The following is a 25,997-nucleotide window of genomic DNA, read 5'->3' on the forward strand; positions in this document are numbered from 1 at the left end:
TCCGAGCGTTTCTCCCGCACCCCGCACACCGCGACCGCGTCATCGACCGCGTCCCGGGGAACCTGCGAGATCAACACCCCGAGCGTGACCTGATCAGGACCCACGACCGGCCGACCGGCCGCACCAGAGGACATGACACACAAGCCAAGTCCGCGCCACCCCGCAAGTCACCACACCACGCCGACATCCACCAAGATCAAACTAGGCTACGCGGCATTGGGGGCTTGTCGAGCGGCACGCTCGTAAGCTGCGCCGCCTGCACGGCGGTGACGACGGTTCGCCACTGACGGCGGCCGGGCGCCGGCTCTGGTCCGGCGGCGCAGGCACACCTGGGCGCCCCGTGGCGCCGGTCCCGCCGCCCGCCCCCGCCCGCACCGGCCAGGACCTCGGCTCACCAGCACAGCGGGCGGTGCACCCGACAGGCAACCAGATCACGCAGCCCACCCCGGCGGTGCCCGCCGCGATCGAACAGATCACGCAGCCCACCCCGGCGGTGCCCGCCGCGGTCGAACAGGTCACGCAGGCCGCACCCACCGAGCAGGCCGCGCCCGCCGCGGGCGAGCCGCTGGCCTCCGCCGACCAAGACCGCACACCACCCGACCCGCGGCGCCGACCAAATTTCGGCCGCCGTGCCTGCCATTCCGTCAGCGCTGTTCCGCGTCATTCTTCCGCGACGGCAAACACCATTCAACAGCCTCCACCGACGATGGCAGATACCGATCGCATCAGCGTGGGACAGGCCGGGCGAAATCGGCGCCGACCAAAGCGGAGACTCGCGCAGCCCACCGCACGGGGCGAGCCGGGCGGCTGCCATGGCCCGGGGCGTCAATGGGCGCGGCCCGCCACCACCGGGCAGATCCGTCCGTGCGCCGGCAGTTGATCGAGGGCAGCCAGGGAGGACGAGTGCCGCCCCGTCACGGTCATCCGCGGCTGCCGCTTCCGACACCGGCCCGGCGCGGCTCGGCCATCACAGCCAAAGCCCGCTCGAACAGACCCCCACTCCAAGAAGTGTCTAACGCAATGCCGGCTCGGGGAGGCCGGCCCGGGCGCGCGCCGCGATCACGCACGTCCCGGCCCCGGCCGCCAGGAACAGCACGGCCAGCACTGCCCACCCCGGGCCGCCGTGGTCGATCGCGGTGGTGGTGACGGCCGCCGGCGCCAGCATCGTCCCGATGGCCGGTCCGGTCTGGCTGACCCCCTGATAGGCGCCGGCGAACCGCGGGTCGGCCAGCTCGAACGCCAGCTCCCACCCGCCCGACTCGGCGAGGACCTCCCCCGTACTGTGCGCCAGGACGCCCGCCACCAGCAGCACGACGGCCACCCCCGCCGGGCCGTGGCCGGCGAGCGCGTACAGCGCGCAGGCAACGGCCAGAACGGCCGCGGCCCCGAGAACCACGCGCCCGGCCGTACGGATATCGCGTGCCAGCCGTGCCGCACGGACCTGGAACATTGCCACGAAGGCCGTGTTGATCACCAGCATGAGCGCGACCGTCGCGGCCGGCGCGCGCGTGTGCCCGGTGACCCACAGCGGCATGCCGACGGTGAGCACCCCGAACTGGATCGTGAGGAGCCCGTTGAGCCCGGCGATCGCCACGTAGCGCCGATCCCGCAGCGGCGAGACGCGAGCCTCGCCGGTGGCGGCGACCGGTGACGAGGCCAACGGGAGGCGGCGCAGCGGAATCGCCGACGACAACACGAGCAGCGCGGCGATGACCATCGTCAAGGCGTACGCGACAGGCGAATTGAGCGTGAGCGCGCCCGCCGCCGCAACCGATCCCACGCCGATGAACACATTGGTCGCCACCCGCAGGCGGGCGCGGACCGAGACCCGATCGGCGCCGGTGAACTCGCGGGCCAGCAGCGTGGTCCGCGCCGTCCGCTGCGCGGCCTCCGCGCCCACCGCGACGCATGCGGTCAGGACGAAAGCGACGGCGCTGCGAGCCAGGCAGTACGCCCCGAGCGCCGCACCCTGGCACACCGTCATCGCCACCAGCACCCGACCCGCGCCGAGCCGATCGGCGAGGTGGCCGGCCCCGAACGACGCCGCCAGCCCCACCGCCCCGGCGATCGTCAGGCCCAGCCCGACGGTCGCCGCGCTCAGCCCGATCACCCGGGTGAAGAACAGCGCGCTGATGCCGAACAGCAGGCCCTTGGCCAGCGAGGAGGTGGCGGTGCCCCAGGTCAGGGCTCGTTCGAGAGTCACCAGATCTTTCTCGCAGCCCGGCCCGGCGCGAGCGAACGATGTAGCGTATTGCTTCATGTCCGTGCGCTATCGCCTCGTCGGCCAGGACCTCGCCGACGTGCGGTTCGCCATTTCCCCGCTCAACGAGCTGGTCCTGTCGCTGCACGCCTGGCGCGACCCCGGCCGGTACCCGTTGCACCTGCCGTGGATCCGCGACCTCGAGCGCGCCCGCGACCGGCTCGACGCCGAGATGCTGTTCGAGCTGGTCAACGACGCGCTGTGGACGCCCGACTTCCTGAACCCGCGCCCGCGCACCCCGCTGACCCGTCTCGAGGACGAGTTCAGGCTGGTGGCCGCCACCCCGGCCGACGTCGTCGCGCGCGACCTGCGGATGCTGCACGGGCCGGACCACCGCCCGCCGCCGCTGCACCGCGTGATCGAGGCGCTCGCCGGCTACTGGGAGCTGTGCTTCGCGCCACACTGGCCGCGGATGCGCGCGCTGCTCGAGGGCGACGTCACCCACCGCGGCCGGGAGATCGCCCAGCGCGGGCTGGCCGCGATGTTCGCCGGCCTGGCCGGGCGCGTCCGCATGACCGACGACGTCGTCGAGGTGCGGCTGACCTCCGCCGGCATCGACTACGAGCGCCCCACCACCGGCGGCCTGACCCTCGTCCCGTCGATGTGGACCAGCAGCGCGTCGGTGCCGATCTCCCCGTCGGAACCGCCGATGATCATCTACCTGGCGCGCGGCGTCGGCACCCTCTGGGAGGCCCAGCCGCTCCCGGCGCCCGGCGCGCTCGCGGCGCTGCTCGGCGCCCACCGCGCCGGCCTGCTCGCCACGCTCGACACGCCCGCGTCCTCAACCGAGCTGGCGGCCCGCCTCGGCGTCACCACGACCGCCGTCAACCAGCATCTGCGCGCCCTGCGCGCCGGAGGACTGCTGGTCAGCACCCGGCACGGCCGATCCGTCCTCTACCGCCGGTCCGAGGTGGCCGACCGGCTCCTCGCCCACGCCCGATAACATACCGTGCGTGGATCGTGGCTATCTGTTACGTCGTTGGCACCTTGTCACCTTCGTTCTGCTCGGCGCGCTGGCGCTCGCCTGCGAACAGGGCGCCGGCGGCGCCGAGCCGAAGCCCACCGGCAGCGTGAAGGGCTATCCGTCCTCGATGGCCGCCCTCGGCGACTCGATCACCGCGGGCTTCGGCAGCTGCGGCGCGTTCCTCATCTGCGGCCGCAACTCCTGGTCGACCGGCACGGCGGACGCGGTCGACAGCCACTACCGCCGCATCCTGGCCAAGAACCCGCGGATCGAGGACCACGCCCGCAGCTTCGCCCAGCCCGGCGCCGATTCTTCAGATCTGGCCGGCCAAGCCTCTCGCGCGGTCGACATGAAGGCCGAGTACGTCACGGTCCTGATCGGCGCCAACGACGCGTGCGCCTCGGCCCCGGCCGCGATGACCTCGGTGACCGCCTTCCGCGCCTCGATCGACCAGGCCCTCGCGCGCCTGCGCAAGGGCCTGCCCAAGTCGCGGGTCCTGGTCGCGAGCATCCCGGACGTCTACCGCCTGTGGCAGGCAGGACACACCAATCCCGACGCCGTACGGGTGTGGTCGCGCGCTCACATCTGCCCGGCGATGCTGTCCGATCCCACCGCGCAGACGAAGGCGGCCGAGGACCGGCGCCGGCAGGTGCGCGACCGCATCGACGACTACAACGACCAGTTGCGACAGTCCTGCAAGGCGTACGGGAAGCGCTGCCGCTGGGACAACGGCGCCCTGCACGAGTCCCGGGTGACGCTCGACCTGGTGAATCAGGTCGACTACTTCCACCCCGACGCCGAGGGCCAGCACGAGATAGCCGAGGCGACCTACCCGGGCCGCTTCACCTGGTGACGCGATCGGGTATCGGCGGGATATTCGATGCATGCCGTTCCGGCCGCCCACTTAGACTTGTCGGCCATGCTCACCATGCAGGACGCGCTCGCCCGGCTGACCTCGTACTGGACCGATCAGGGATGCCTGGTCGTGCAGCCGATGAACACCGAAGTCGGGGCGGGGACGCTCAACCCGGCGACGTTCCTGCGGGTGCTGGGGCCGGAACCGTGGCGGGTCGTCTACGCCGAGCCGTCGGTGCGGCCCGACGACTCGCGCTACGGCGAGAACCCGAACCGGCTGCAGACGCACACCCAGCTCCAGGTGATCCTCAAGCCCGACCCGGGCAACCCGCAGGAGCTCTACCTCGGCAGCCTCGCCGCGCTCGGCATCGATGTTGCGGCGCACGACGTGCGGTTCGTCGAGGACAACTGGGCGTCGCCGGCGCTGGGCGCGTGGGGGCTGGGCTGGGAGGTCTGGCTCGACGGCCTCGAGATCACCCAGTTCACGTACTTCCAGCAGGCCGGCGGCATCAACCTCGACCCGGTCTCGGTCGAGATCACCTACGGCATCGAGCGCATCATCATGGCGCTGCAGGACAAGAACCACTTCAAGGACATCGCGTACGGGCCGGGGATCTCCTACGGCGAGGTGTTCGGCCAGACCGAGTACGAGATGTCCCGGTACTACCTGGACGATGCCGATGTGGCGGCCAACCGTCAGCTGCTCGATCTCTACGCCGCCGAGGCGCAGCGGCTGATCGATGCCGGCCTGCCGGTGCCGGCGCACACCTATGTGCTCAAGTGCTCGCAGGCGTTCAACGTGCTCGACGCCCGCGGCGCGGTGTCGACGGCCGACCGGGCGAGGGAGTTCGCGCGGATGCGGCGGCTCGCCGGCGAGGTCGCCAAGCTGTGGGTGGCGCGCCGCGACGAGCTCGGCCATCCGCTCGGCCGGGTCGAGCCGCCCGCGCTCGCTCGCCCCGTCTCGACGCCGGCCGGGAAGGACGGGACGCGGCTGCTGGTCTTCGAGATCGGCACCGAGGAACTGCCGCCGTCGGAGTGCCGCGCCGCGCAGGGCGCCGTCGAGCGCGAGCTCAGGTCCGGTCTGGCCGGCACCCGGCTCGCCCACGGCGACGTGCGGGTGTTCGCGACACCCCGGCGGGTGGTCGCGGTGGTCACCGAGGTCGCCGCCCGTGAGGACGACCACGTACGGACCGTGCGCGGCCCCAAGCTCGCCCAGGCGTACGGTGCGGACGGCGCGCCGACGAAGGCCCTCGAGGGATTCCTGCGCGGACAGGGCGCGACCCTCGACGAGGTCGCGGAGGCCGACTTCAACGGCGTACGCCATGTGGTGCTGAACCGGCCGGAAACCGGCGGCGCGGCAGCCGAGGTCCTCGCCCCCGTGCTCGCGAAGGTCGTGACCGGCCTGCGCGCGGCCAAGAACATGCGCTGGCGCGACCCGCAGCTCTCCTACAGCCGGCCGATCCGCTGGCTGATGGCGTTGTGGGGCGACGACGTGGTGCCGGTGACGGTGGGGCTGCTCGCCGCGGGCCGCAGGACCCGGGTGCTGCGCACGGCCGCCGCGCCCGAGTTCGAGATCGCGTCGGCCGAGACGTTCATGGAGACCCTGGCGTTCAACGGCATCGTGGCCGACCCGGAGGACCGGCGCGAGCTGATCGTGACCGGCGCCCAGGACCACGTGTACCCGGAGGGCCGGGTCGACGTGCGCGGCGAGGCGGCGCTGATCGACCAGATCACCTACCTCGTCGAGGCGCCCACTCCCCTGCTCGGCACGTTCGACGAGAGCTACCTGACGCTGCCCGACGCGGTGCTGACCACCGTCATGCGCAAGCACCAGCGCTACCTGCCGGTGCGCGACGCCGACGGCGCGCTGCTGCCGATGTTCGTGACCGTCGCGAACGGGCCGGTCGACGTCGAGCTGGTGCGCAACGGCAACGAGGCGGTGCTGCGGGCCCGCTACGAGGACGCGGCGTTCTTCTACCGCGCCGACCGTTCGTCCGCTCCGGCCGAGCTGCGCAGTCGCCTGGAGCGGCTCACCTTCACCGACAAGCTGGGCTCGATGGCCGACCGGGCCGGGCGGATCTCGTCGCTGGCGCTCGCGCTGGCCGCCGACCTCGAGCTGTCGTCGGCCACGCTGAACCGGGCGGCCGCGCTGGTCAAGTTCGACCAGGGCTCGCAGCTGGTCACCGAGATGACCAGCCTGGCCGGCCTGATGGCCCGCGACTACGCCCTGCACGCCGGGGAGCCGCGGGCGGTCGCGCAGGCCGTCTACGAGGCGGAGCTGCCCCGCAACACCGGCGACGACCTGCCGGCCTCGCTGCCGGGCGCGCTGCTGTCGCTCGCCGACCGGCTCGACCTGGTGGCCGGCCTGGCCGCCACCGTCGGGCTGCCCACGGGCAGCAGCGACCCGTTCGCGGTGCGGCGGGCCGTGCTGGGCCTGCTCGCCGTGCACCGGGCGCATCCGGCGCTGGCCGGGCTCAGCCTGACCGACGCGCTCCGGCGGGCGGCCGCGCTGCAGCCGGTGCCGGTCTCCGGCGAGGTCCTCGCGGCGTGCGCCGGCTTCCTGGCCAAGCGGCTCGAGCAGACCCTCACCGAGGAGGGCAACCCCATCGATCGCGTACGGGCGGTGCTGCCCCACGCCGACCGGCCCTCCGTCGCCTCGAACCTGCTGGCCCAGCTCGCCTCCGTGACGGCGAACCCCGACTTCGTGGCCGTGGCCGAGGCCGTGCAGCGGGCCCGCCGGATCGTCCCGCCGTCGACGCCGGCCGGGTACGACGCCGGGATCCTCAAGGAGCCGGCCGAGGTCGCGTTGCACTCGGCCGTCGTCGCGGTCGCCGCCGAGCTGGGCCCGTCGCCGGAGCCCGATCTGTTCCGCTTCACCAGCGTCGTGTCCCGGCTGGTCGCGCCGCTGGCCACGTTCTTCGACGAGGTCTTCGTGATGGCCGACGATGCCGAGATCCGGGCCGCCCGGCTGGGGCTTCTCGCCACGGTCCGCGACCTCGGCGCCGGGCTGCTCGACTGGCCGGAGCTGCAGCTGCGCTGATCGGTTACCGGCTGCCGGCCAGGTCTCCGGGTGCGCGCATCCGCCACGCGTCGACGACCAGCTCGGTGAGACGGTCGACGGTGACCTCCGGCAGCCTCAGCATGACCAGCGGCAGCCCGTCGTAGCCCGGCGTGGTGAAGAACAGACCGGGCTCGCCGAGCAGCAGCGCCTGCTTCTCGGCCTCGTCGCCGACGTAGAGGACGGCGACGTCGGTGCGGATGACGCGCGGCTTGCCCGGCAGGCGCTCCGGATACGACCAGACGAAACCCTTGTTGCCCACCCGGAAATCGAAGCCGTCGCTGTCGATCTCCACCACCTGCGGCAGCGACAGCGCCAGCCGGCGCACGTCGTCGGCGTCCGCCACTCTCGCGTCCCCTTCCCGTCGTCTCGCAGCAGAGATCCCGTCGTCTCGCAGCAGAGATTACGACGTGGAGACCTCGAAGCGGGGACGCGCCGGGACCCGGGCGGCCTTGCGGTTCCGGCGGATGATCCATTCGGCGATCAGCGCGTTGATGAGCCAGCCGCCGCCCAGCGCGATCGCCCGCCCGGTCGCGTTCAGCTCGCCCACCGCCAGGATCCACGGGAGCTGCGTGAACGCCTGGGTGCCGGCGCCCTGGGCCAGCGCGTAGGCGCGGATCATCCAGGCCCGGTGGTTCGCGATGTCGCGCTTGCGCACGGCGAGGACGGCCAGGACGATCGCCGCGGTCATCACCCCGCCGACGATCAAACGTTCGATCTTCACGGCAAGACCGTCGACCGGCGGGAACTCGTACGCCAAAGTCATCCACACCCCGCTGAGCGCGACCATCAGGCCCGCCGGGATCAGCACCCGGCCGGCGATGCGATGCCACCGCGGGTGGCGACGCCGGAAACGCGGCGCGAACTGGAACGCGCCGAGCAGGCAGTAGATCAGGGCCGCGATGATGTGCAGCACGACCGGCATGGGCATGGCGAAGAAGCGCTCGTTGTCGGGGGTGACCGGGCCGCCGGAGGCGAGACTGCCGAGACGGATGGCGCCGCCCGCGGCCGGGATCAGGGTGAGGGCGATCAGCCCGGTCGGGATCAGCCAGCTCCTGCGCGAATTCATGGCCTTGATGCTTCCGGCCCCGGCGTCGCGGATCATCGGCGCGCGGGCCGGGTTTCCGCCGGTCTTTATGACGGCGGCAAGACCGTACTTCCGGCCGATGTGCCCGCCGGTAGGGTCTGGTGATGGTCATCCGGTATGCCGTCGGCCTGCCCACGGTCGGTCAATTCGGCGACGTCCGCTTCCTCACCGACCTCGCGGTCGCCGCCGAGCAGCACGGCTGGGACGGCGTGCACCTGTGGGACCACGTGCTGTACCACGACCGCGACTGGCCGGTCACCAGCGCCACCGTGGCGGCCTCGGCCATCGCGGCGAAGACCAGCCGGGTGCGCATCATCCTGACGGTGACGCTCCCCCGACGGCAGGCCCAGGACGTGGCCCAGGACGCCGCGGCGATCAACGAGCTCTCCGGCGGGCGGCTGACCCTGCTGACCATCCTCGGCTCGATGGACGAGGAGTATTCCGAGTTCGGCCTCGACCCTTCCCTGCGGGCTCGCGGACGCGCTCTCGACGAGCGGCTCGAAAAGATGGGCCGGCTCTGGTCGCAGTGGAATGTTCCCCGGCCGCCGATCTGGTGCGGCGGTCTGTGGCCGAACCGCGCCGGCTTGCGGAGGGCGGCCCGCTTCGACGGCGCGATGCCGATCTTCGAGGATCAGCGGGAGCGAAAAGTTGCGGTGGGCGATTTCGCGGCGGCGGCAGATTTCGTACGGGGGCAGGCAAGCGGCCCGGTCGACATGGTGCTGGAGGGCGCGACGTCGCCGGCGTCGGCGGTTTCGCAGATCGAGCCGTACGCGGCGGCCGGGCTGACGTGGTGGGTGGAGGCGCTCGGCTGGTGGCGCGGGGACCGAAACGCGGCGGCCGAGCGCATCGCGCTGGGTCGCCCGGCCTGAGCGCTCCGGTCAAAACCAACCCGCCCGCCAGATTCGCGGGAGGCGCCGGGCTGGCTTTCCCGAGCCGGCCGTCGCCAATCCACGCCCGAGGAGCTTGAAGAGAACCTCGGCCGATGCGCGGGCGGCGAATGCCTGGTACCGGTCGTCCTTGCGGGGATCGGCATGGTCCGTGACGCCCTTGACGACGACCCAGTACGGGACCTCGGCGCGGAATGCGGCGCTCGCGACAGTTGCCGCCTCCATCTCGAGCCCGAGAACGGTGCGCACTCCGGCCTTCTTCAACTGCCGCCACGTCACGCCGTCCTTCACGACGACGTTGCCGCTCGCCATCGGGCCGACGGCGACCTGGAACGGCAGGCGAACCGGTCCGTGGACGTCGTCGCAGATCACTTGCTCGATTTGACGCCGGCCGTCCTTGGTCAGGGACAGGTGCGCCCCGTCCCGCACCACCAGGCCCTCGGCCACCAGGGAACGAACGCACGTCGTCCAGGTCTCGGCGGGGAAGTACCTCTTCCGAGCCGGATGCCTCGTCGGATCTTCCCGCGCGAGAAGCCTTTCGAGCAGCCAGAGCCGGGCATCCGGCGGGCGAACCTCGCCGTAGCTCGGCAGATCCGCGGGCGACAGCTCCTGCGCTTCCCGCACCCATCGGTCGGCCAGCGGGAACTGCCGATGATCCCCCTCGAAAGCGCCCGGCCGGCGCCGCCCTTCGTCGTAGGCATACGTCAGCTCGGCAACGATCACGTCGCCGAGAGCGACGTTCTCGGGATTGCCGGCGCACACCCCCGACATGGCCAGGCACTGCGGCTTCAGGCGTTCCACCAGCGTGGAGACGACGGGAGCGATCGCGACGCCGCCCATCCTCGTCGGTCGCGCGAGGGCGACCAGGAAGGACGATCCTTCCCCTGTCGCGTACCGGCCGAGAAGGTACGGCGCCGATGTGTCGAGGTCCTGCGCCTGCCAATGCGCAACCCCGGGGGCGTCCGGGCAGCCTGCCAGCCCCGCCTGCCGGGCAGCCTCGTACTCCGCCTGCAAGGCGGTGACGATCAGCACGTCCACCTTGGTCGCGTCGCCGTCGGCGCAGGCGCACTGCTCGCCGCTTGACAGATCGCCCCTAGTCGCATGTAGGGTAGTCGTGTAGGAAGTTGTCGGCCGCCGCCCCGGCCGACGACCAAGGAGGGAGCGACCGAGATGGGCGCGACCTGAGGTTTCGGTTTCTTTTGGTGGGTCAGGCTCCTTCGGTGCGTTCCGCCGGCCGCGTCGTAGGCTTGACATCGGATTCCTTCCTTCGAGGGCAAGGATCTAGAGGCGGCACCCGGGGCAACGGGTGCCGCCATCCTTCGTTCAGGCCACTGTCCACTTTTCAGACCGCAGTCCCACCCGAGGCGATCATGTGCAGATGCACGTGCATTTGGTATTGCATCCTCAAGTGCTAGGCGCATGCTACTCACGCGACACCCAGTTCGCGGGTAGCTGTGCGTAGCGTTTCGCCGAGGGCACCCTCGTGGCGGCCGGAGCCGCGGTGCGGAGAGTCGTGCAAGATGCACGTGCGTCTTTGCGCGCGCGTGAGCGGTTTTCGCCGCTTGGCTCTTTGGCCTGATCAATGCCATCGCCACTGCCCGTGACCAAAAAGCCGACATTTCAGCTACCGCAGCCCGACCGCTAGGTCGGTTAGCGGGCATGCGATGATCGCACTACCACTGGTAACTGCCGTGATTTGCGTCACAATTCGGCCCGATCACCAGTTCGGGCGACATGAAGCTTTCTCCGGTGTCGGAGACGACGGAGCGTCAGCGAAGCCATGGTGTTGGTGAAGCTTTTCCGATAAGCCCGTTTCGGGCTTGACTGATGGCCGTCAATTTTTAAGACTCTTACGCATTACACCTCTTCCCCGGAGGAATCCCCATGCGTAAGTCCAGGTTTCTCATCGCGGCGATCGCCGTCGTGGTGACCATGGGCGCCGGCCTAGCCGTCGGCTCCCGAAGTGACAGGGCCGAAGCGGCCGTCGTCTGGAACGAAGATTTCAACGGCGCGGCCGGCACCGGCGTCGACACGTCGAAGTGGAACTTCGACACCGGCGGCAGCGGCTGGGGCAACCAGGAGCTGCAGTACTACAACAGCGGCACGAGCAACGTCGCGATGGACGGTCAGGGCCACCTGGTCATCACGGCCCGCAAGGGCAGCGGCGGCCACAACGACTGCTGGAACGGCACCTGCCAGTTCACCTCAGGCCGGATTCAGACCGCCGGCAAGTTCACCCAGCAGTACGGCCACATCGAGGCCCGCATCCAGGTCCCCAACGGCTCCGGCCTCTGGCCCGCCTTCTGGATGCTCGGCGGCGGCAACTGGCCGACCGACGGCGAGATCGACATCATGGAGGTCGTCGGCCGGGACCCCAACCGGCTGTACGCCACGCTGCACGGCCCCGGTTACTCCGGCGGCAACGGGTACGGCAACACCCTGCTCGCCGGCTCGCCGTGGTATCAGGCCTTCCACAACTTCGCCGTCGACTGGTCGGCGAACCAGATCGTCTGGACCGTGGACGGCCAGGAGTACTTCCGGGCCACCCCGGCCTCGCTGCAGGCCGCCAAGGGCAACGTGAGCTGGGTCTACAACCACGCGTTCTTCATCATCCTCAACCTGGCGGTCGGCGGTAACTTCGGCCAGGGCAACCCGGCCGGTCTGCCGGCCGAGAGCCGGATGCTGATCGACTACGTGCATGTCAGCACCTCGAGCACCACCCCGCCGCCGAGCGGCGGCCAGGCGATCAAGTCCAGCCTGAGTGGACGCTGCATCGACATCCCGGGCGCCAACCCGGTGGACGGCGCCCGGCTGCAGACGTACGACTGCAACGGCACCGCCGCCCAGCAGTGGGCGGCCAACAGCGACGGCACGCTGCGGGCTCTTGGCAAGTGCATGGACCCGGCCGGCGGGGCGCTCACCAACGGCACCCCGATCCAGCTGGTCACCTGCAACGGCAACCCGGTCCAGCGGTTCACCCTGTCGGCCGCGGGCGATCTGGTGAACGTGTCGGCGAATCGCTGCGTCGACGTGAAGGACCGCAACACCGCCAACGGCGCCCAGCTTCAGCTGTGGGACTGCACCGGCGGCTCCAACCAGAAGTGGACGCGCGCCTGATCCACCGGACGATCGGAACGCCGGCAGCCTCCCCGCTGCCGGCGTTTCTCGAGCCGGCTCAGGCGAACCCGTTCTCGTACGCCCACATGGCGATCTCGACGCGATTGCGGGCGGGCAGCTTCATCATCAGGCTCGCGATGTGGGTCTTGACCGTGCTCAGGCTGATGTACAGCTCGTCGGCGATCTCGTTGTTGGTGCGGCCGCGCGCCACCACCCGCAGCACCTCCGCCTCGCGGTCGGTCAGCGGCTCGAGGGGCTTGCTTTTGGCCCGGCCGGTGGCGAAGGTGCCGAGCAGCCTCGCGGTCACGCTGGGGGCGATCAGGGCGTCGCCCGAGGCGGCGGCGTGGACGGCCTGGTCCAGCATCGCCGCGCCGGACTCCTTCAGCAGGAATCCCCGGGCGCCTGCCCGCAGGGCGGCGTAGACGTGCTCGTCCAGGTCGAAGGTGGTGATCACGACCACCGGGATGGGATGCACCTGGCGGGTGGCCTCGATGCCGTCGAGGACGGGCATCCGGATGTCGAACAGGCACACGTCGGGCTGCAGGTCCCGGGCCAGCGCCACCGCCTCGCGGCCGTCGGAGGCCACGCCCACGACCTCGATGCCGGGTCTCGAGTTGAGCAGCATGGCCAGGCCGGTGCGGACGATCTCCTGGTCGTCGGCGACCAGCACGCGCAAAGTCACGACGCCGGCCCGGTGCGGGGCAGGGTCGCCGTCACGCTCCAGCCGCGGCCGGGGTTGGGGCCGGCCGAGCAGACGCCGCCGAGCAGGGCGGCGCGCTCGCGCATCCCGGCCAGGCCGAAGCCACCGCCCGCGGCGACGCCGGAACCGCCGCCCGCGGCGAAGCCGGAACGGTCGCTCGCGGCGAGCCCGGAACCACCGCCTGCGGCCGATTCGAAGCCCCCGCCGGTCGCGGCGAGCCCGGAACCCTCACTCGCGGCGAGCCCGGAACCGTCACTCGCGGCGGGGCCGGAACCGTCACTCGCGGCGGGGCCGGAACCGCCGCCCGCGGCCGATTCGGAGCCCTTGCCGGTCGCGGCGGCAACCTCGCCGTCGTCGGTGACGCGCAGGTGGACCGAGGTGTCGTCGGCGGCCACGCGCACCTCGATGCGGGTGGCGTGCCGGGCGTGGCGCCGGGCGTTGGTGACCGCCTCCTGGGCGAGGCGGAAGACCGCCGCGCCGACGGCCGGGGCCACCCCGCCGAGGTCGCCCGATATGCCGAGGTCGACCCGGGTGTCAACCGCGGCGAGGGTCTCGAGGTCGGCCAGGGACGGGGACGGCGACGCGCGCAGCGCCTTCACGACCGTGCGCATCTCGGCCAGGGCGGCGGTCGCCTCGGCCTCGATCACGCGCAGCGCGTCGGTGGCGGCGGCGGGGTCGGTCTCGGCGAGGGCCAGGCCCGCCTGCGCACGGATCGCCATGGCGCTGACGTGGTGGGCGACGGTGTCGTGCAGGTCGCGGGCCAGGCGTTCGCGCTCGACGAGGCGTACGCGCTCGTGCTCGCGCAGCCGGCCGACGGCCCGGAAGCGCATCGCCAGGCCCAGCGCGGCGACGGCGAAGGTGACGGCCGCGCCGGCCAGCGCGTCGGGGACGGTCATCTGGTCGGCGATCACCGAGACGACGATCTTGGCGGCGATGACGGCGACGCCGATCACGACGGCGCGGCCCGATCCCCAGCGCAGCAGCGAATACGGCAGCAGCGCCACGAAGACCAGCGACGCCGCCTCGGGCGGGACCCCATCGGTGAGGACCGGCGCGATGGCGGTGGCCGCGAAGGCGATCGTCACCATCAGCAAGGGACGGCTGCGACGCCACAGCAGGGTCGGTGCGAGCAGGAAGACCAGCGCGACGGCGACGAAGCCGCCGGAAAGCGACGGGCGGGCCAGGCCTTCGATCACCGCGAGCACGCAGAACGCGGCGACCAGCGCCCAGTCACGCCACCCGCGGGAAGGCGCGCCGGGCGCGGCCGGCTCCGCCCACAAGCTCATTCAGTGCCTCAGTGTCAGCCTCAGCAGGTTCTCGTTGTCGCGAGCGTACAGCGCGTGCATGGTGAAGGTCGGGAACCGCCATTGGTCGGACGGGCCGTACTCGTCGACATCGGCGCGGTCACGGTTGGGGTCGGTGCTCTGGTCGGGGCGGCCCAGCGCCACCCAGAGGCTGCTGCGCTTGGGAATCGTGCCGCCGCGGCCGGGGATGGTGCCGGCGTAGCGCCCGAAGCCGGCGTCGCCGTGGAAATGCAGGAAGATCATCGCGACCGTGCCCTGGTCGTCGGCGAGCAGCGAGACGCCGGCGCCGACCGACTGGTACGAGCGGGCCGGGCCGGCGCCCAGCGCGGGCAGCAGCGCGTACTCGCGACAGATCTCCTGTACGAAAGTTTCCACGATGTTGCGCCCGAGCAGCTGGGTCAGGTCGGTGCGGACGGCCGGACGCGGCGGCGGCGGCTGCATCGCGGGGAGGCGTACCTCGATGGGGTCCTGCCGCTCCATGTGGGAGCTGCGGGGCTGTTCGTCGACGGAAAGGGCGTGGCGCGGCGGCGGGGCGGCGCGCCGCCCCGGAATCACTCGCTCCAGAAAACCCATGGCCTCTCCGCCCGGCGAAGGTTTCGTGTCCGGTTGACAACCGTACGGAATCGCGAATGCCTTCGATAGATGCTTCCCATGTCGTTTCCGTGATCGCCATGTCACGGTCGCCGCCAGGTTGATCAGGTCGCGTCGACTGCTCCACGGGATCCGCCGGCGAGGGACGCCGGCAGCCGAGTCCCGTGGAGGATCTCGTGGCAGACCGACGTCAGGTGCTGCGCATGGGCGCCGTCGCCGCCGCAGCACCCGCCCTGACCGCGGCCGTCGCGACCCCGGCGCTCGCGCACGGGCACGACCGCGCGTCCTCGGAGGTGTTCGGCCACCGCGGCGCCTCGGGCTACCGGCCCGAGCACACGCTCGCCTCGTACGAGCTCGCCGCCCGGCTGGGCGCCGACTACCTGGAGCCCGACCTGGTCTCCACGAAGGACCACGTGCTGGTGTGCCGGCACGAGCCGGAGATCGGCGGCACCACCGACGTGGCGAGCCGGCCGGAATTCGCGAACCGCAAGAAATCCGTCCTGCTCGACGGCGTCAGCGTCACCGGCTGGTGGACCGAGGACTTCACGCTCGCCGAGCTCAAGACGCTGCGCGCGGTCGAGCGCCTCCCCGCCGTCCGGCAGCGCAACACGCTGTACAACGGCCTGTTCCAGGTGCCGACCTTCACCGAGATGCTGGAGCTGCGCGCGAAACTTTCCAAGGAGCTGGGCCGCGACCTGGGTGTCATCCCGGAGACCAAGCACCCCACCTACCACCGCCGGCTCGGCATGGAGCTGGAGACGCCGCTGCTGCGCACGCTGGAGCGGTTCGGCCTCAACAAGCGTGGCGCGAAAGTGTGGATCCAGTCGTTCGAAGCGGCCAACCTGCGCGCCATCCGCGGACAGGCCCGGGTCAACCTGGTGTTCCTGACCAGCGCCGCGGGCAGCCCGTTCAACGACACCACGACCTACGCGCAGTACCTGACACCGGCCGGGCTCAAGGAGCTGTCGCGCTACGCCGACGGCATCGGCCCGGACAAGGCCCAGGTCATCCCCCGCAAGGCGGACAACACCCTGGGCACGCCGACCTCGCTGGTCAAGGACGCGCACGCGGCCGGGCTCAAGGTCATCCCGTACACCTTCCGCGCGGAGAACCAGTTCCTGCCGGCCGACTACCAGGTGGGCACGGACCCCAACGCGTACGGCAGGGCGCTCGACGAGCAGATCACCTTCCTCGGCACCGGCATCGACGGCCTGTTCACCGATCAGGCCGACATCGGCGTCCTCGCGCGCAAGTTGCGCGGCTGAGTTTTCGCGCTTTCTTGCGAGACCGCGCCACGCCTTCGCGCTTTCTTGCGCGACCGCCACGCCTTCGCGCTTTCTTGCGCGACCGCCACGCCTTCGCGCCTTCTTGCACGACCGCCACGCCTTCGCGCCTTCTTGCGCGACCGCCACGCCTTCGCGCCTTCTTGCGCGACCGCCACGCCTTCGCGCCTTCTTGCGCGACCGCCACGCCTTCGCGCCTTCTTGCGCGACCGTGCCACGCCTTCACGAAAGGTGTGGCGCGGTCGCGCAGATGCGGCGCGCCTCCCCGGCCACCTCAAGCTGCCACTCGTCGGGATTTTCCAGCAATTCCAGCGACTTTCGTACGGTCATGGCGAGGCTCACCGCCTCGGCGGCCGGAGTCGCGTAGCCGTCGAGCCGCACGCCGTCCGTGGCCGCGAGCATCAACAGAGCAGCGGCCCGCACTCCGTGGTGGCAGTTCGCGTCCGGGGCGGCGAGATAGGTGCTCCGGTACCACCGGATCGCCTCGGCCAGATCGGCGGGACGGCGGGCGCCGAGGTAGCGCGCGTGGTGGACCCGCGCGATCGCCGCGCGCGTCAGGGCGTCGTCGCGGACGAAGGCGGACGGCAGCCGGAGCAGCACCGCCTCCGCCGCGGCGATCAGACCCCGGTCGAGGAGGATCAGCGCATATCGGCAGCGCACCCGAGGATGGTCGAGCCCGTGCCCGAGCATCGTCTCGGCCAGGGTGCGCGCGATCTCCCCGTACCCGTGCCGGTGAATTTGATGGAGCATCTCGAGGCCTTGGGCCAGCAGCACCGGGCCGCCGTCGCTGCGGGCGACCACCCGCCCGAACCGTGCGGCGGAGGTGACGACCCGCCGCCGATCGCCGCGCGCGAGTGCCTCGTCCAACCGGGCTTGATCCGTCCCCGTCCAGATCCCCATTTGTCGATGAGCGTCACGCCGCGCGACAGCCCGGGTCAATCACCCCGAAGAGTGAGCGCCGGAAAGTGAGCACCGGAAAGTCAGCGCCCGAAAGTGAGCGCCAGAAAGCCAGCGCCCGAAAGTCAGCGCCCGAAAGTCAGCGCCGGAAAGTCGGCGCCCGAAAGTCGGCGCCCGGAATTTGACGGCCGACGCGTGCGGGTCAGTCAGTGCTTGGGGACGATCGTCGGGAAGATGTGCTCGAAGCTGAGGGTCTTGCCGAAGCCGGTCGCCACGATGAACGTGATGCCGAGGACGACCCCGATGATCACGACGGCGAACAGCCCGTACCCGATGGCCTTGCCGGCCGGGCGCGGCGCCGGACCGGCCGCCGACCAGGCCAGCGAGCGGATGCCGAGGGTGAACAGGATCGGCAGGCCGGCGCCGAGAACCAGGCCGGCGAGCAGGACGCGCCAGGCGCCGTCGAGGGCGAAACCCAAGTTGTGCATCGGTGGTCTCTCTCAGCTCGCGGCAGCGGCGGGAAGGCGGGTCTCGGCGGGAGGCGGGGCCACCGCGTCCCAGTCGTCGTTGACGTTGCTGTGGTCGACGCGGATGCGGCGGGAACGCAGCCACATGGCGGTCGCGGAGACGATCAGCAAGGCGACCACGACCAGGGCGCCGGCCAGGCCGCCCACGAGGTCGCCGATCCACCACGTCAGCGCGCCGACCAGGCCGGCCGCCGGCAGCGTGATCAGCCAGGCGAGCACCATGCGCCCGGCCACCCGCCAGCGGACCTCGGCGGCGGGCCGGCCGACGCCGGAGCCGAGCACCGAGCCGGTCGCGACGTGCGTGGTGGACAGCGCGAAGCCCAGGTGGCTGGAGGCGAGGATGACCGCGGCCGAGGCGGACTGGGCGGCCATGCCCTGCGCGGGGACGATGTCGACCAGGCCCTTGCCGAGCGTGCGAATGATCCGCCAGCCGCCGAGGTAGGTGCCGAGCGCGATCGCCAGGGCGCAGGCGACCTTCACCCACAGCGGGATGCTCTTGGTGTCCGACCATTCGCCGGCGGCGATCAGCGCGAGCGTGATGACGCCCATCGTCTTCTGCGCGTCGTTGGTGCCGTGCGCGAGCGAGACCAGCGAGGCGCTGCCGATCTGGCCCCACTTGAAGCCGCGCTCGGCGTGGCGCAGCGCGATGCCGGCGGCCATCTTGAAGATGATCCAGGTGCCGGCCGCGGCGACCACGCCGGCGATGACCGGCGACATGATCGCCGGAAGCAGGACCTTGCCGACGACGCCGTCGAGCTTCGAGCCGTCGCCGTTCCAGTTGACCCCGGCCCAGCCCAGGCCCGCGACGGTGGCGCCGATGAGGCCGCCGAACAGCGCATGCGACGAGCTCGACGGGAGGCCGAGCAGCCAGGTCAGCAGGTTCCAGACGATACCGCCGACCAGGCCGGCCAGGATGATCATCAGGAGCGCCTCGCCGCCGTTCGCGGTGAGCGCCTCCTTCGGCGTGCCGTTGGAGTTCTGAATCTTGACGACCGCGTTGGTGACCGTCAGCGCCACCTGGACCGACAGGAACGCCCCGACGAGGTTGAGCAGACCGGAGAGGGCGACGGCGGTCTTCGGCTTCAGCGCCTTGGTCGCGATGGATGTGGCCATCGCGTTCGCCGTGTCGTGGAATCCGTTGGTGAAATCGAAGGCCAGAGCCGTCACGACAACCAGGGCGAGGATCACCGAAGTTTGGGTCACAAGGCTGATCGTCACCTGTACGACGTACCCCTTGCCAGAGGATGAACGTCACCTTTTCGATGTTCGACCCGTGTTAACCGGATGTTTCCTAAAGTTGCACGGAGCGTTACGGCTGATATACGGAAGGTGAATGGCCGAGGCCTCTGGCCCCGGCCGTTCATGTGAGGTTCATCATTCGGTAGGCGGATCCACCAGCGGCCAGCCGCCCGCCGCGAGGTGCGCCGAGACACGCGCGACGTCGGCCGGCGTGGCCTCCTGCAGCATCGAATCGCTGATCATCTGCTCGATGTCGTCGCCGCTGATCGGGTCGTCGGAGAGCAGCGACTGCTCGGCGAGGTCCTTGGCGATCTGCCGGATCTCGTCCTCGGTCAGCTTGCGGCGCAGCACCCCGAGCAGCGCGACATAGTCCTGCCGGGGCACCCCGGCCGGGTATCCGGCGCGCAGCCACTCCACGCTGCGCGTCAGGAAATTGGAACGTTCGCTCAAGGCGGGCTCCCTGTCAGTGCTTGTCCACGATCGTCGGGAAGATGTGCTCGAAGCTCAACTGCTTGCCGAAGCCGCTGGCCACGATGAACGTGATACCCAGGGCGATGCCCGCCAGCACCACCAGGAACAGCAGCCACCCGATCACCGTGCCGACAGGTTGCGGCTTCGGGCCGGTGACGCCGTCCGCGTGGACCTCGGCCTCGCCGCCGGCGCCCCACGCCAGCGAGCGGATGCCCAGCGCGAACAGCAGTGGCAATCCTGCGCCGAGAATAAGACCGGCGAGCAGAACCTTCCAAGCCCCTTCGAGGGCGAAGCCCAGGTTGTCTCCCATTGTCTACCCCCTTCAGCCGGCCGTGCCGGCGGGAACCCGCTCCGGCGCGGTCGTCTCGTCCCACTCGTCGTTGACGTTGTGGTGGCCGACCGGCGCCCGGCGCGAGCGCAGGTACATGTACCCGGCCGCGGCCAGCAGCAGGACGAAGATGACGATCGCGCCGGCCGTGCCGCCGATCGCGTCGCCGATGTACCACATGATCGCGCCCACGATCCCCGCCGCCGGCAGCGTGATCAACCAGGCCGAGACCATGCGGCCGGCGACCCGCCAGCGCACCTGCGCGCCCGGTCGGCCGACACCCGAGCCGAGGATCGACCCGGTGGCCACGTGCGTGGTGGAGAGCGCGAAGCCCAGGTGGCTCGAGGCCAGGATGACCGCGGCCGAGGCCGACTCGGCCGCCATGCCCTGCGGCGGCGAGATCTCGACCAGGCCCTTGCCGAGCGTCCGGATGATCCGCCACCCGCCGAGGTAGGTGCCCAGGGCGATCGCCAGCGCGCAGCACACCTTCACCCAGAACGGGATGCTCGCGGTGTCGGTCCAGTGTCCGGAAGCGATCAGCGCGAGGGTGATCACGCCCATGGTCTTCTGCGCGTCGTTGGTGCCGTGCGCGAGCGAGACGAGCGAGGCGCTGCCGATCTGGCCCCAGCGGAACCCGTTCTCGGTGAACCGCCGCGCCACCCCGACGACCACCCGGTAGATCAGCCAGGTCCCGACCGCGGCGACGATGCCGGCGATCACCGGCGACAGGACGGCCGGGAGGATCACCTTGCCGACCACGCCGTCGAGCTTGGTGCCGTTGCCGTTCCAGTTGACGCCGGCCCAGCCCAGTCCCGCGACCGTCGCGCCGATGAGGCCGCCGAACAGCGCGTGCGACGAGGACGACGGGAGGCCGAGCAGCCAGGTCAGCAGGTTCCAGATGATGCCGCCGACCAGACCGGCCAGGATGATCAGCAGGAGCGCGACGCCGCCGTCGGCGGTGAGCGACTCCTTCGGGGTGCCGTTCGAGGTCTGGAGGTTGCCGACGGCGTTGGTGACGGTCAGCGCGACCTCGACCGACAGGAACGCGCCGATGAGGTTGAGCAGACCGGAGAGGGCCACGGCCACCTTGGGCCGCAGCGCCTTCGTGGCGATGGACGTCGCCATCGCGTTGGCGGTGTCGTGGAAGCCGTTGGTGAAATCGAAACCGAGGGCGGTGACGATCACCAGGGCCAGAATGACCGTTGACTCTGTCACGACGCCAGCCTCGCGCCGGAAAGGTCAGACCAGAAGAAGTCGTCCGCAATGTTCCGCCGGGATTGGGCAGACTCACCCTCATCGTTCGCCGAACAGTCAGCCGGACCGACGTTTACGAGGAGGTCAGCAATGACGATAGGCAACCTTCCCGAGGTGGTGTCGCAGGACCGGTGGCTCGCCGCGCGCCGGGAGCTGCTGGCCAGGGAGAAGGAGGTCACCCGGCTGCGCGACCGGGTGAACGCCGAACGCCGGCGCCTGCCCATGGTGAAGGTCGAGAAGGCGTACACGTTCGAGGGCCCCGGCGGCACGGTGAGCCTCGCCGATCTCTTCGCGGGACGGCCGCAGCTGGTGATGCACCACTTCATGTACGCGCCGGAGTGGGAGCAGGGCTGCCCGAGCTGCTCGTCCTGCGCCGACGGGATCGCCGGCCTGCGCCAGCTGCACGCACGCAACACGACCCTGGTGGCGGTGTCCCGCGCGCCGTACCCGAAGCTCGCCGCCTTCCGCGACCGGATGGGCTGGACGTTCCCGTGGTACTCGTCGTTCGGCACCGACTTCAACTACGACTTCCACGCCACGCTCGACGATCGGGTGGCGCCGGTGCTGCTGCATTTCCGCACCGAGGCCGAGCTCGCCGAGGCGGGCACGCCGTGGACGGAGGGCGGGTGGACACCCGACATGCGCGGCACCGAGATGCCGGGGATCAGCTCGTTCCTCAAGCTGGGCGACGACGTGTTCCATACGTATTCGACGTTCGGGCGCGGCATCGAGGAGTTCCACAACGGCAACCCGTACCTCGATCTGACGATCCTGGGCCGCCAGGAGGAGTGGGAGGAGCCGGCCGGCCGGGCCGAGCCGCTCGGCCGGCAGGTCGGCGGGCCGGGCCTGCGCCTGCCCGACGAGTACGAATGAGACGGCCGGCCGCCCGCGTGATACAACACGTGGTCGGATCGATGCGTACCGTCCAGGGGAGTTGTGCTTGCCGACCGATGACGAGCTCGCCGGCGCGTTGAGCGCCGCGCGGGCCGGCCACGAGCATGGCTTCGCCGTCCTCTGGCGGGAGCTGAATCCCGGGGTGCTGCGCTACCTGCGGGTGGTGGCCGGCGACGCCGCCGAGGACGCCGCCTCCGAGACCTGGCTGCAGGTGGCGCGCGATCTCGACCGGTTCACCGGCGACCCGGCGGCGTTCCGCGGCTGGCTGTTCCGCATCGCCCGGCACCGCGGCATCGACGAGCTGCGCCGGGCCCGCCGCCGGCACGAGGACCCGGCCGAGGTGATCGATACGGGAACGCCCGCGCCGGACGCCGCCGCCGAGGCGATCGAGAGCGCCGAGACCGCCTGGGCGCTCGACCGGGTCATGGCCCTGCCCGCCGATCAGGCGGAGGCCGTCATGCTGCGGATCGTGGCCGGGCTCGACGTCGCCGCGACCGCCCGTGTGCTGGGCAAGCGCCCCGGCGCGGTGCGGATCGCCACCATGCGCGGCCTGCGCCGGCTGGGCGCCGACCCGCAGGTCCGCGACCGCGCCGGGGAAAATCTCCACGAATCCCGGAAGGGGGTGTAACAGGATGCGACCCCGCAACGCTCTCCTGCGTGCGATGCGTACATGGCGAGCTGGCCGGAGCGGCCTCGACGAGGCCGACCGGTTGGCCGCGGGCGGCCGGGCCGGGCCCGCAAGCCCCGGCCTCGACCACCTGCTCGACGCTCTGCGGGCTCCCGCCACAGCGGGAGACCGGAGCGCCGAGCAGTCCGTGGCCGCCGCTCTCGCCGCGGAGCGTCGCCGCGCTGCGCAGACCACGAGACGAAGGGGAGGCATCCGTGTCCACGTGCCGGCGTCCACGAGGACGATCGTCGTGAGCATCGCGACGGCCCTCGCCGTCCTCGGCGTCGCCGGCACCGCTGTGGCGGCAGGAACCGGAAATCTCCCCTCCGCGGTCCAGCAGCGCGCGCACCGCCTGTTCTCGGCGCTCGGCGTGCCGGCGCCGGGAACAGGCCCCACCTCGCCGGCCCCGCAGCCGGCGGCTACCTCCAACCCGGCCACGCCCGCCACCACAGCGTCGCCGACGGCCACCGCCACCCCCACCACTGTGCCGGCGCAGCAGCTCGCCTGGTGCGTGGCATGGCGGGAGGCCGTCGGCGGCGACCACCCGATGAACGGCCGGGACCGGCGCGACCTGATCGCCGCGGCCGGCGGCGAGGACCAGGTCGGGCGGTACTGCGCCGGCCTGACCGGCGCCGTCTCGCCCACGCCTGCCGCGACGACCACCGCGCCCGGTAAGTCCGGCTCGCACCGCGCGACCCCCGCACATCCGACCCCGCACGCCACCACCCCGAGCCACCCCGGCGGCAAGGAATGATCGTCGATCCCGTTTTCGTCGACCGGTCCGGCCGGCGGCGCCGCGTCCTCGTGGCCGCCGGCGTCGCCGGCGGGCTGCTGCTGGTGGCGGCCGCCGTCGCGTTGCTGGCCGGATTCACCGGGCCGGGCGGAGCGGGCGTGCCCGGCTGGCCCGCTGCGGCCGGGCATCCCGCGCCGCCACGGACGTACACCGCCACCACGACGCCCGCCGCCACCACCACCAGGGCGCGGCCCACCGCCACCACCAGGCCCGCCGCGCCGACGGCGACCAGCGTCTCCGCCTCGGCCACGCCGAGCGCCTCCGCGTCGGCTCATCCCCGCAGCCACGGCCGATCCCCCAGCGTGCGACCGTCCCGGAAGAAGTGACGTGGGCAAGCGGGTCCTCCGGCACGAGCCACGCGCCCACTGGGTCCTGCTCGCGCTCGCCATGCTCGTCCTGCTGGCCGAGCTCAGCCTCAACGGGTACGTCACGCACGCCGGCGCCGAGGGAGGCGATCCGCCGGCGGCCGACAACACACCGGCGCCCGCCGCGTCCACGGCCGGCGCTGCCGTCCAGCGCCTGGAGGCCGACGGGCGGGTGACCAGCCGCGCGCTGCCCGCCAAGACCATCGCGCTGACCTTCGACGACGGCCCCGACCCGCAATGGACCCCCCGCATCCTCGCCGTCCTTGCCAAGCACCGCGCCCACGCCACGTTCTTCGAGGTGGGCTCGCGGGTCAACGAGCACCCGGAGCTCACCCGCCAGGTCGTGGCCGGCGGCAACGAGGTCGGCTCGCACACGTTCACCCACGTCAGCGCCGGGACGCCGGCCTGGCGGATGCGCCTGGAGCTCACCCTCACCGGCAACGCCGTCGCCGCGGCCGTCGGCACCCGGCCCGTGCTGTTGCGCCTGCCGTACTCGTCGTCGCCGGAGGCGCTCACCGCCGCCGAGCAAACCGCGTGGCGCGAGGCCGGTCCCGGGTACCTGCTCGTGCTGACCGACCACGACACCGGCGACTGGCGCAAGCCCGGCGCCGACGCGATCGCCCGTGAGGTCCGGCCGGGCATCGTCATGCTGCACGACAGCGGCGGCGACCGCGCCCAGACCGTGGCCGCGCTCGACCGGGCCATCCCCCGGCTCCAGGCCCAGGGCTACCGCTTCGTCACCGTCTCGCAGGCGCTCGGCCTGCCGCCCGCGCCCGGCGCGCCCGCCGGCCAGCGATGGCGCGGGCAGGCGCTGCGGGCCGCCCAGGTCGCCGCCGCCGGGCTGGCCCGGATCCTGACCGTCGCGATGATCGTCGCCGTGGCCCTGGGCCTGCTCCGCCTCGCCGTTCAACTCGTCACGGCGGCCGTGCACGTCCGGCGGGTACGGCGCCGGCACCGCGGGCCACTGCGCTACCTCGGGCCGGTCAGCGTCGTCGTGCCGGCGTACAACGAGGCTGCCAACATCGCCGCGACGGTCCGTTCGCTGGTCGCCAGCGACTACCCGTCGGTCGAGATCATCGTGGTCGACGACGGCTCGACCGACGACACCACCCCCATCGTGGAGCGCCTCGGACTGCCGGGAGTGCACGTCGTCCGGCAGGCCAACGCGGGCAAGCCCGCGGCCCTCAACACCGGCATCCGGCACGCGCGCGGCGACATCCTCGTGCTTGTGGACGGCGACACCGTCCTCGAGCCCGGCGCCGTGGGCCGCCTCGTGCAGCCGCTGGCCGACGCCCGCGTCGGCGCGGTCTCGGGCAACGCCAAGGTCGCCAATCGTGGTGGCCTGCTCGGCCGGTGGCAGCATCTCGAGTACGTCATCGGCTTCAACCTGGACCGGCGGATGTTCGAGATCGCCCGCTGCATGCCGACCGTGCCGGGCGCCATCGGCGCGTTCCGCCGCGCCGCGGTACACGATGCCGGCGGCGTGCCGGCGGAGACGCTGGCCGAGGACACCGACTTCACCATGGCCGTGCTGCGCGCCGGGTGGCTGGTCGTGTATGAGCCCCGCGCGGTCGCCTGGACCGAGGCGCCTGCCTCCCTCCGCCAGCTCTGGCGGCAGCGCCACCGCTGGTGCTACGGCACGATGCAGGCCATGTGGAAGCACCGCCGCGCGGTGCTCCAACGCGGCGCGCCGGGCCGCCTCGGCCGGCGCGGGCTGGGCTATCTGCTTCTGTTCCAGGTCCTGCTGCCGCTGACCGCGCCCGTGATCGACGTGTGCGGGCTCTACAGCGTCGCCTTCCTGCCGTGGGGCAAGGCCGCCGCCGTCTGGGCCGGCTTCACCGCCGTGCAGACCGCCACAGCGGCGGTGGCCCTGCGTCTCGACGGGGAACGGCTCGGCCCGCTCTGGAGCCTGCCACTGCAACAGCTGGTCTACCGCCAGCTGATGTACCTGGTGGTCATCCAGTCGACGGTGGCGGCGCTGCTCGGGGGCCGGCTGCGCTGGCACAGCATGATCCGCACCGGCGCCGCCGCGGTGCACGCGGGCCGCGCCGACTGATCCCGACCGCGGTGTAACGACACGACCACTGCGCGCGCTCTTCACGCCATGACGACGGCACGAGTGCGCGAAGAGGTCGACATGGCGACGGTACGACTGCGCGGCGAGGTCGACTTGGCCACGGCGGCTGCCCTGGAAGGGGCGCTCGTGCGCACGATCGACCCGGGCGCCGACCTGGTCGTCGACGTCGGCGAGCTGACCTTCATCGACGCCGCGGGGCTGCACGCGCTGGCGCGGGTCGACGAGCGGATGCGCGAGCACGACCGCCGGCTGCGCCTGGAGCGGGCGAGTCCTCAGCTGCTCCGGATCCTCGCGGTGATGGGCCTCGGGGAGTTGGCGGCGTAGCGCGGCCGTCGAACATGGCGGATTACCCGATCGGGATGGGTGGCGCGGCGGTGAT

Annotated in this window: 25 protein-coding genes; 12 read left to right on the plus strand and 13 right to left on the minus strand. The window is 71.7% G+C overall.

The window, feature by feature from the left end:
• Window positions 1–1,012 precede the first annotated feature (1,012 nt).
• The gene (locus ACIA5D_RS33640; RefSeq protein ID WP_396034416.1) at window positions 1,013–2,260 is read right to left on the minus strand and encodes an MFS transporter; all 1,248 of its coding nucleotides are present in this window, start codon (window positions 2,258–2,260) and stop codon (window positions 1,013–1,015) included.
• On the opposite strand from ACIA5D_RS33640, the gene ACIA5D_RS33645 reads away from it, so the two are divergent.
• The 3 genes from ACIA5D_RS33645 (at window position 2,259) to ACIA5D_RS33655 (ending at window position 7,119) form a co-directional block, all read left to right on the plus strand.
• Window positions 2,259–3,203 carry a helix-turn-helix domain-containing protein gene (locus tag ACIA5D_RS33645; RefSeq protein WP_396034417.1) on the plus strand — a complete coding sequence of 315 codons (945 nt, stop codon included), beginning with the start codon at window positions 2,259–2,261 and terminating at the stop codon, window positions 3,201–3,203. The genes ACIA5D_RS33640 and ACIA5D_RS33645 overlap by 2 nt on opposite strands.
• A gap of 25 nt (window positions 3,204–3,228) precedes the next feature.
• Entirely contained in the window at window positions 3,229–4,077 is an 849-nt protein-coding gene (locus ACIA5D_RS33650) for a GDSL-type esterase/lipase family protein (RefSeq protein ID WP_396034586.1), read from the plus strand.
• 66 nt (window positions 4,078–4,143) lie between these two features.
• A complete protein-coding gene (locus ACIA5D_RS33655) occupies window positions 4,144–7,119 on the plus strand; it encodes a glycine--tRNA ligase (protein ID WP_396034418.1) in 2,976 nt (991 codons plus the stop codon).
• Window positions 7,120–7,123: 4 nt separating this feature from the next.
• Here ACIA5D_RS33655 and ACIA5D_RS33660 read toward each other — a convergent pair whose 3' ends face one another.
• Window positions 7,124–7,483 carry an MmcQ/YjbR family DNA-binding protein gene (locus ACIA5D_RS33660; RefSeq protein WP_396034419.1) on the minus strand — a complete coding sequence of 120 codons (360 nt, stop codon included), beginning with the start codon at window positions 7,481–7,483 and terminating at the stop codon, window positions 7,124–7,126.
• Window positions 7,484–7,540: 57 nt separating this feature from the next.
• Window positions 7,541–8,206: a DUF2306 domain-containing protein gene (locus tag ACIA5D_RS33665; RefSeq protein WP_396034420.1), complete on the minus strand. Its 666-nt coding sequence runs from the start codon at window positions 8,204–8,206 to the stop codon at window positions 7,541–7,543.
• Window positions 8,207–8,328: 122 nt separating this feature from the next.
• Between ACIA5D_RS33665 and ACIA5D_RS33670 the strand changes: the two genes are divergently transcribed.
• Entirely contained in the window at window positions 8,329–9,093 is a 765-nt protein-coding gene (locus tag ACIA5D_RS33670) for an LLM class flavin-dependent oxidoreductase (protein WP_396034421.1), read from the plus strand.
• Window positions 9,094–9,102: 9 nt separating this feature from the next.
• On the opposite strand, the gene ACIA5D_RS33675 is transcribed toward ACIA5D_RS33670, so the two are convergent.
• Window positions 9,103–10,143: a hypothetical protein gene (locus ACIA5D_RS33675; RefSeq protein WP_396034422.1), complete on the minus strand. Its 1,041-nt coding sequence runs from the start codon at window positions 10,141–10,143 to the stop codon at window positions 9,103–9,105.
• Between the two features lie 852 nt (window positions 10,144–10,995).
• Between ACIA5D_RS33675 and ACIA5D_RS33680 the strand changes: the two genes are divergently transcribed.
• A complete protein-coding gene (locus ACIA5D_RS33680) occupies window positions 10,996–12,228 on the plus strand; it encodes a ricin-type beta-trefoil lectin domain protein (protein WP_396034423.1) in 1,233 nt (410 codons plus the stop codon).
• Window positions 12,229–12,286: 58 nt separating this feature from the next.
• Here ACIA5D_RS33680 and ACIA5D_RS33685 read toward each other — a convergent pair whose 3' ends face one another.
• The 3 genes from ACIA5D_RS33685 to ACIA5D_RS33695 are packed head-to-tail and all read right to left on the minus strand — an operon-like array spanning window position 12,287 to window position 14,805.
• The gene (locus ACIA5D_RS33685) at window positions 12,287–12,910 is read right to left on the minus strand and encodes a response regulator (RefSeq protein WP_396034424.1); all 624 of its coding nucleotides are present in this window, start codon (window positions 12,908–12,910) and stop codon (window positions 12,287–12,289) included.
• Entirely contained in the window at window positions 12,907–14,214 is a 1,308-nt protein-coding gene (locus tag ACIA5D_RS33690; RefSeq protein ID WP_396034426.1) for a sensor histidine kinase, read from the minus strand. The genes ACIA5D_RS33685 and ACIA5D_RS33690 overlap by 4 nt, the downstream gene beginning before the upstream one ends.
• The gene (locus ACIA5D_RS33695; RefSeq protein ID WP_396034427.1) at window positions 14,215–14,805 is read right to left on the minus strand and encodes a hypothetical protein; all 591 of its coding nucleotides are present in this window, start codon (window positions 14,803–14,805) and stop codon (window positions 14,215–14,217) included.
• Window positions 14,806–14,999: 194 nt separating this feature from the next.
• Between ACIA5D_RS33695 and ACIA5D_RS33700 the strand changes: the two genes are divergently transcribed.
• Entirely contained in the window at window positions 15,000–16,088 is a 1,089-nt protein-coding gene (locus ACIA5D_RS33700; protein ID WP_396034428.1) for a glycerophosphodiester phosphodiesterase, read from the plus strand.
• 240 nt (window positions 16,089–16,328) lie between these two features.
• Here the strand turns inward: ACIA5D_RS33700 and ACIA5D_RS33705 are convergent, their stop codons facing one another.
• The 6 genes from ACIA5D_RS33705 to ACIA5D_RS33730 all read right to left on the minus strand — a co-directional run bounded on the left by ACIA5D_RS33705 (window position 16,329) and on the right by ACIA5D_RS33730 (window position 20,783).
• Window positions 16,329–16,973: a tetratricopeptide repeat-containing protein gene (locus tag ACIA5D_RS33705; protein WP_396034429.1), complete on the minus strand. Its 645-nt coding sequence runs from the start codon at window positions 16,971–16,973 to the stop codon at window positions 16,329–16,331.
• A gap of 236 nt (window positions 16,974–17,209) precedes the next feature.
• Window positions 17,210–17,491, minus strand: a complete 282-nt coding sequence (locus tag ACIA5D_RS33710; RefSeq protein WP_396034430.1) for a hypothetical protein — start codon at window positions 17,489–17,491, stop codon at window positions 17,210–17,212.
• A gap of 12 nt (window positions 17,492–17,503) precedes the next feature.
• Window positions 17,504–18,733: an anion permease gene (locus ACIA5D_RS33715; RefSeq protein WP_396034431.1), complete on the minus strand. Its 1,230-nt coding sequence runs from the start codon at window positions 18,731–18,733 to the stop codon at window positions 17,504–17,506.
• Between the two features lie 171 nt (window positions 18,734–18,904).
• On the minus strand, window positions 18,905–19,219 hold the full coding sequence (locus ACIA5D_RS33720) for a DUF3349 domain-containing protein (protein ID WP_396034432.1): 315 nt from the start codon (window positions 19,217–19,219) through the stop codon (window positions 18,905–18,907).
• A 13-nt stretch (window positions 19,220–19,232) separates the two neighbouring features.
• A complete protein-coding gene (locus tag ACIA5D_RS33725) occupies window positions 19,233–19,550 on the minus strand; it encodes a hypothetical protein (protein WP_396034433.1) in 318 nt (105 codons plus the stop codon).
• Between the two features lie 12 nt (window positions 19,551–19,562).
• Window positions 19,563–20,783 carry an anion permease gene (locus ACIA5D_RS33730; RefSeq protein WP_396034434.1) on the minus strand — a complete coding sequence of 407 codons (1,221 nt, stop codon included), beginning with the start codon at window positions 20,781–20,783 and terminating at the stop codon, window positions 19,563–19,565.
• A 129-nt stretch (window positions 20,784–20,912) separates the two neighbouring features.
• On the opposite strand from ACIA5D_RS33730, the gene ACIA5D_RS33735 reads away from it, so the two are divergent.
• The 6 genes from ACIA5D_RS33735 (at window position 20,913) to ACIA5D_RS33760 (ending at window position 25,942) form a co-directional block, all read left to right on the plus strand.
• Window positions 20,913–21,695, plus strand: coding sequence for a DUF899 domain-containing protein (locus ACIA5D_RS33735; protein ID WP_396034435.1), 783 nt, complete (start codon window positions 20,913–20,915; stop codon window positions 21,693–21,695).
• Window positions 21,696–21,762: 67 nt separating this feature from the next.
• Complete coding sequence (locus ACIA5D_RS33740; protein ID WP_396034436.1) at window positions 21,763–22,344, plus strand: RNA polymerase sigma factor; 582 nt, start codon at window positions 21,763–21,765, stop codon at window positions 22,342–22,344.
• A gap of 34 nt (window positions 22,345–22,378) precedes the next feature.
• Window positions 22,379–23,137: a hypothetical protein gene (locus ACIA5D_RS33745; RefSeq protein WP_396034437.1), complete on the plus strand. Its 759-nt coding sequence runs from the start codon at window positions 22,379–22,381 to the stop codon at window positions 23,135–23,137.
• Window positions 23,134–23,502 (plus strand): hypothetical protein, encoded by a 369-nt coding sequence (locus ACIA5D_RS33750; protein ID WP_396034438.1) that lies wholly within the window; start codon window positions 23,134–23,136, stop codon window positions 23,500–23,502. Before ACIA5D_RS33745 ends, ACIA5D_RS33750 begins: the two co-directional genes overlap by 4 nt.
• 1 nt (window position 23,503) lies before the next feature.
• Window positions 23,504–25,597: a bifunctional polysaccharide deacetylase/glycosyltransferase family 2 protein gene (locus ACIA5D_RS33755; protein ID WP_396034439.1), complete on the plus strand. Its 2,094-nt coding sequence runs from the start codon at window positions 23,504–23,506 to the stop codon at window positions 25,595–25,597.
• A 48-nt stretch (window positions 25,598–25,645) separates the two neighbouring features.
• Window positions 25,646–25,942 (plus strand): STAS domain-containing protein, encoded by a 297-nt coding sequence (locus ACIA5D_RS33760; RefSeq protein WP_396034440.1) that lies wholly within the window; start codon window positions 25,646–25,648, stop codon window positions 25,940–25,942.
• Window positions 25,943–25,997 lie beyond the last annotated feature (55 nt).

The organism is Actinoplanes sp. NPDC051513 (genome assembly GCF_044454685.1).
GTDB lineage: Bacteria > Actinomycetota > Actinomycetes > Mycobacteriales > Micromonosporaceae > Actinoplanes.

Coding starts and splice junctions, on each gene's coding strand:
- ACIA5D_RS33690 (WP_396034426.1), bottom strand. CDS start 14,214: ATGAGCTTGTGGGCGGAGCCGGCCGCGCCCGGCGCGCCTTCCCGCGGG.
- ACIA5D_RS33725 (WP_396034433.1), bottom strand. CDS start 19,550: ATGGGAGACAACCTGGGCTTCGCCCTCGAAGGGGCTTGGAAGGTTCTG.
- ACIA5D_RS33695 (WP_396034427.1), bottom strand. CDS start 14,805: ATGGGTTTTCTGGAGCGAGTGATTCCGGGGCGGCGCGCCGCCCCGCCG.
- ACIA5D_RS33670 (WP_396034421.1), top strand. CDS start 8,329: ATGGTCATCCGGTATGCCGTCGGCCTGCCCACGGTCGGTCAATTCGGC.
- ACIA5D_RS33640 (WP_396034416.1), bottom strand. CDS start 2,260: ATGAAGCAATACGCTACATCGTTCGCTCGCGCCGGGCCGGGCTGCGAG.
- ACIA5D_RS33735 (WP_396034435.1), top strand. CDS start 20,913: ATGACGATAGGCAACCTTCCCGAGGTGGTGTCGCAGGACCGGTGGCTC.
- ACIA5D_RS33760 (WP_396034440.1), top strand. CDS start 25,646: ATGACGACGGCACGAGTGCGCGAAGAGGTCGACATGGCGACGGTACGA.
- ACIA5D_RS33655 (WP_396034418.1), top strand. CDS start 4,144: ATGCTCACCATGCAGGACGCGCTCGCCCGGCTGACCTCGTACTGGACC.
- ACIA5D_RS33645 (WP_396034417.1), top strand. CDS start 2,259: ATGTCCGTGCGCTATCGCCTCGTCGGCCAGGACCTCGCCGACGTGCGG.
- ACIA5D_RS33745 (WP_396034437.1), top strand. CDS start 22,379: ATGCGTACATGGCGAGCTGGCCGGAGCGGCCTCGACGAGGCCGACCGG.
- ACIA5D_RS33665 (WP_396034420.1), bottom strand. CDS start 8,206: ATGAATTCGCGCAGGAGCTGGCTGATCCCGACCGGGCTGATCGCCCTC.
- ACIA5D_RS33710 (WP_396034430.1), bottom strand. CDS start 17,491: ATGCACAACTTGGGTTTCGCCCTCGACGGCGCCTGGCGCGTCCTGCTC.
- ACIA5D_RS33750 (WP_396034438.1), top strand. CDS start 23,134: ATGATCGTCGATCCCGTTTTCGTCGACCGGTCCGGCCGGCGGCGCCGC.
- ACIA5D_RS33680 (WP_396034423.1), top strand. CDS start 10,996: ATGCGTAAGTCCAGGTTTCTCATCGCGGCGATCGCCGTCGTGGTGACC.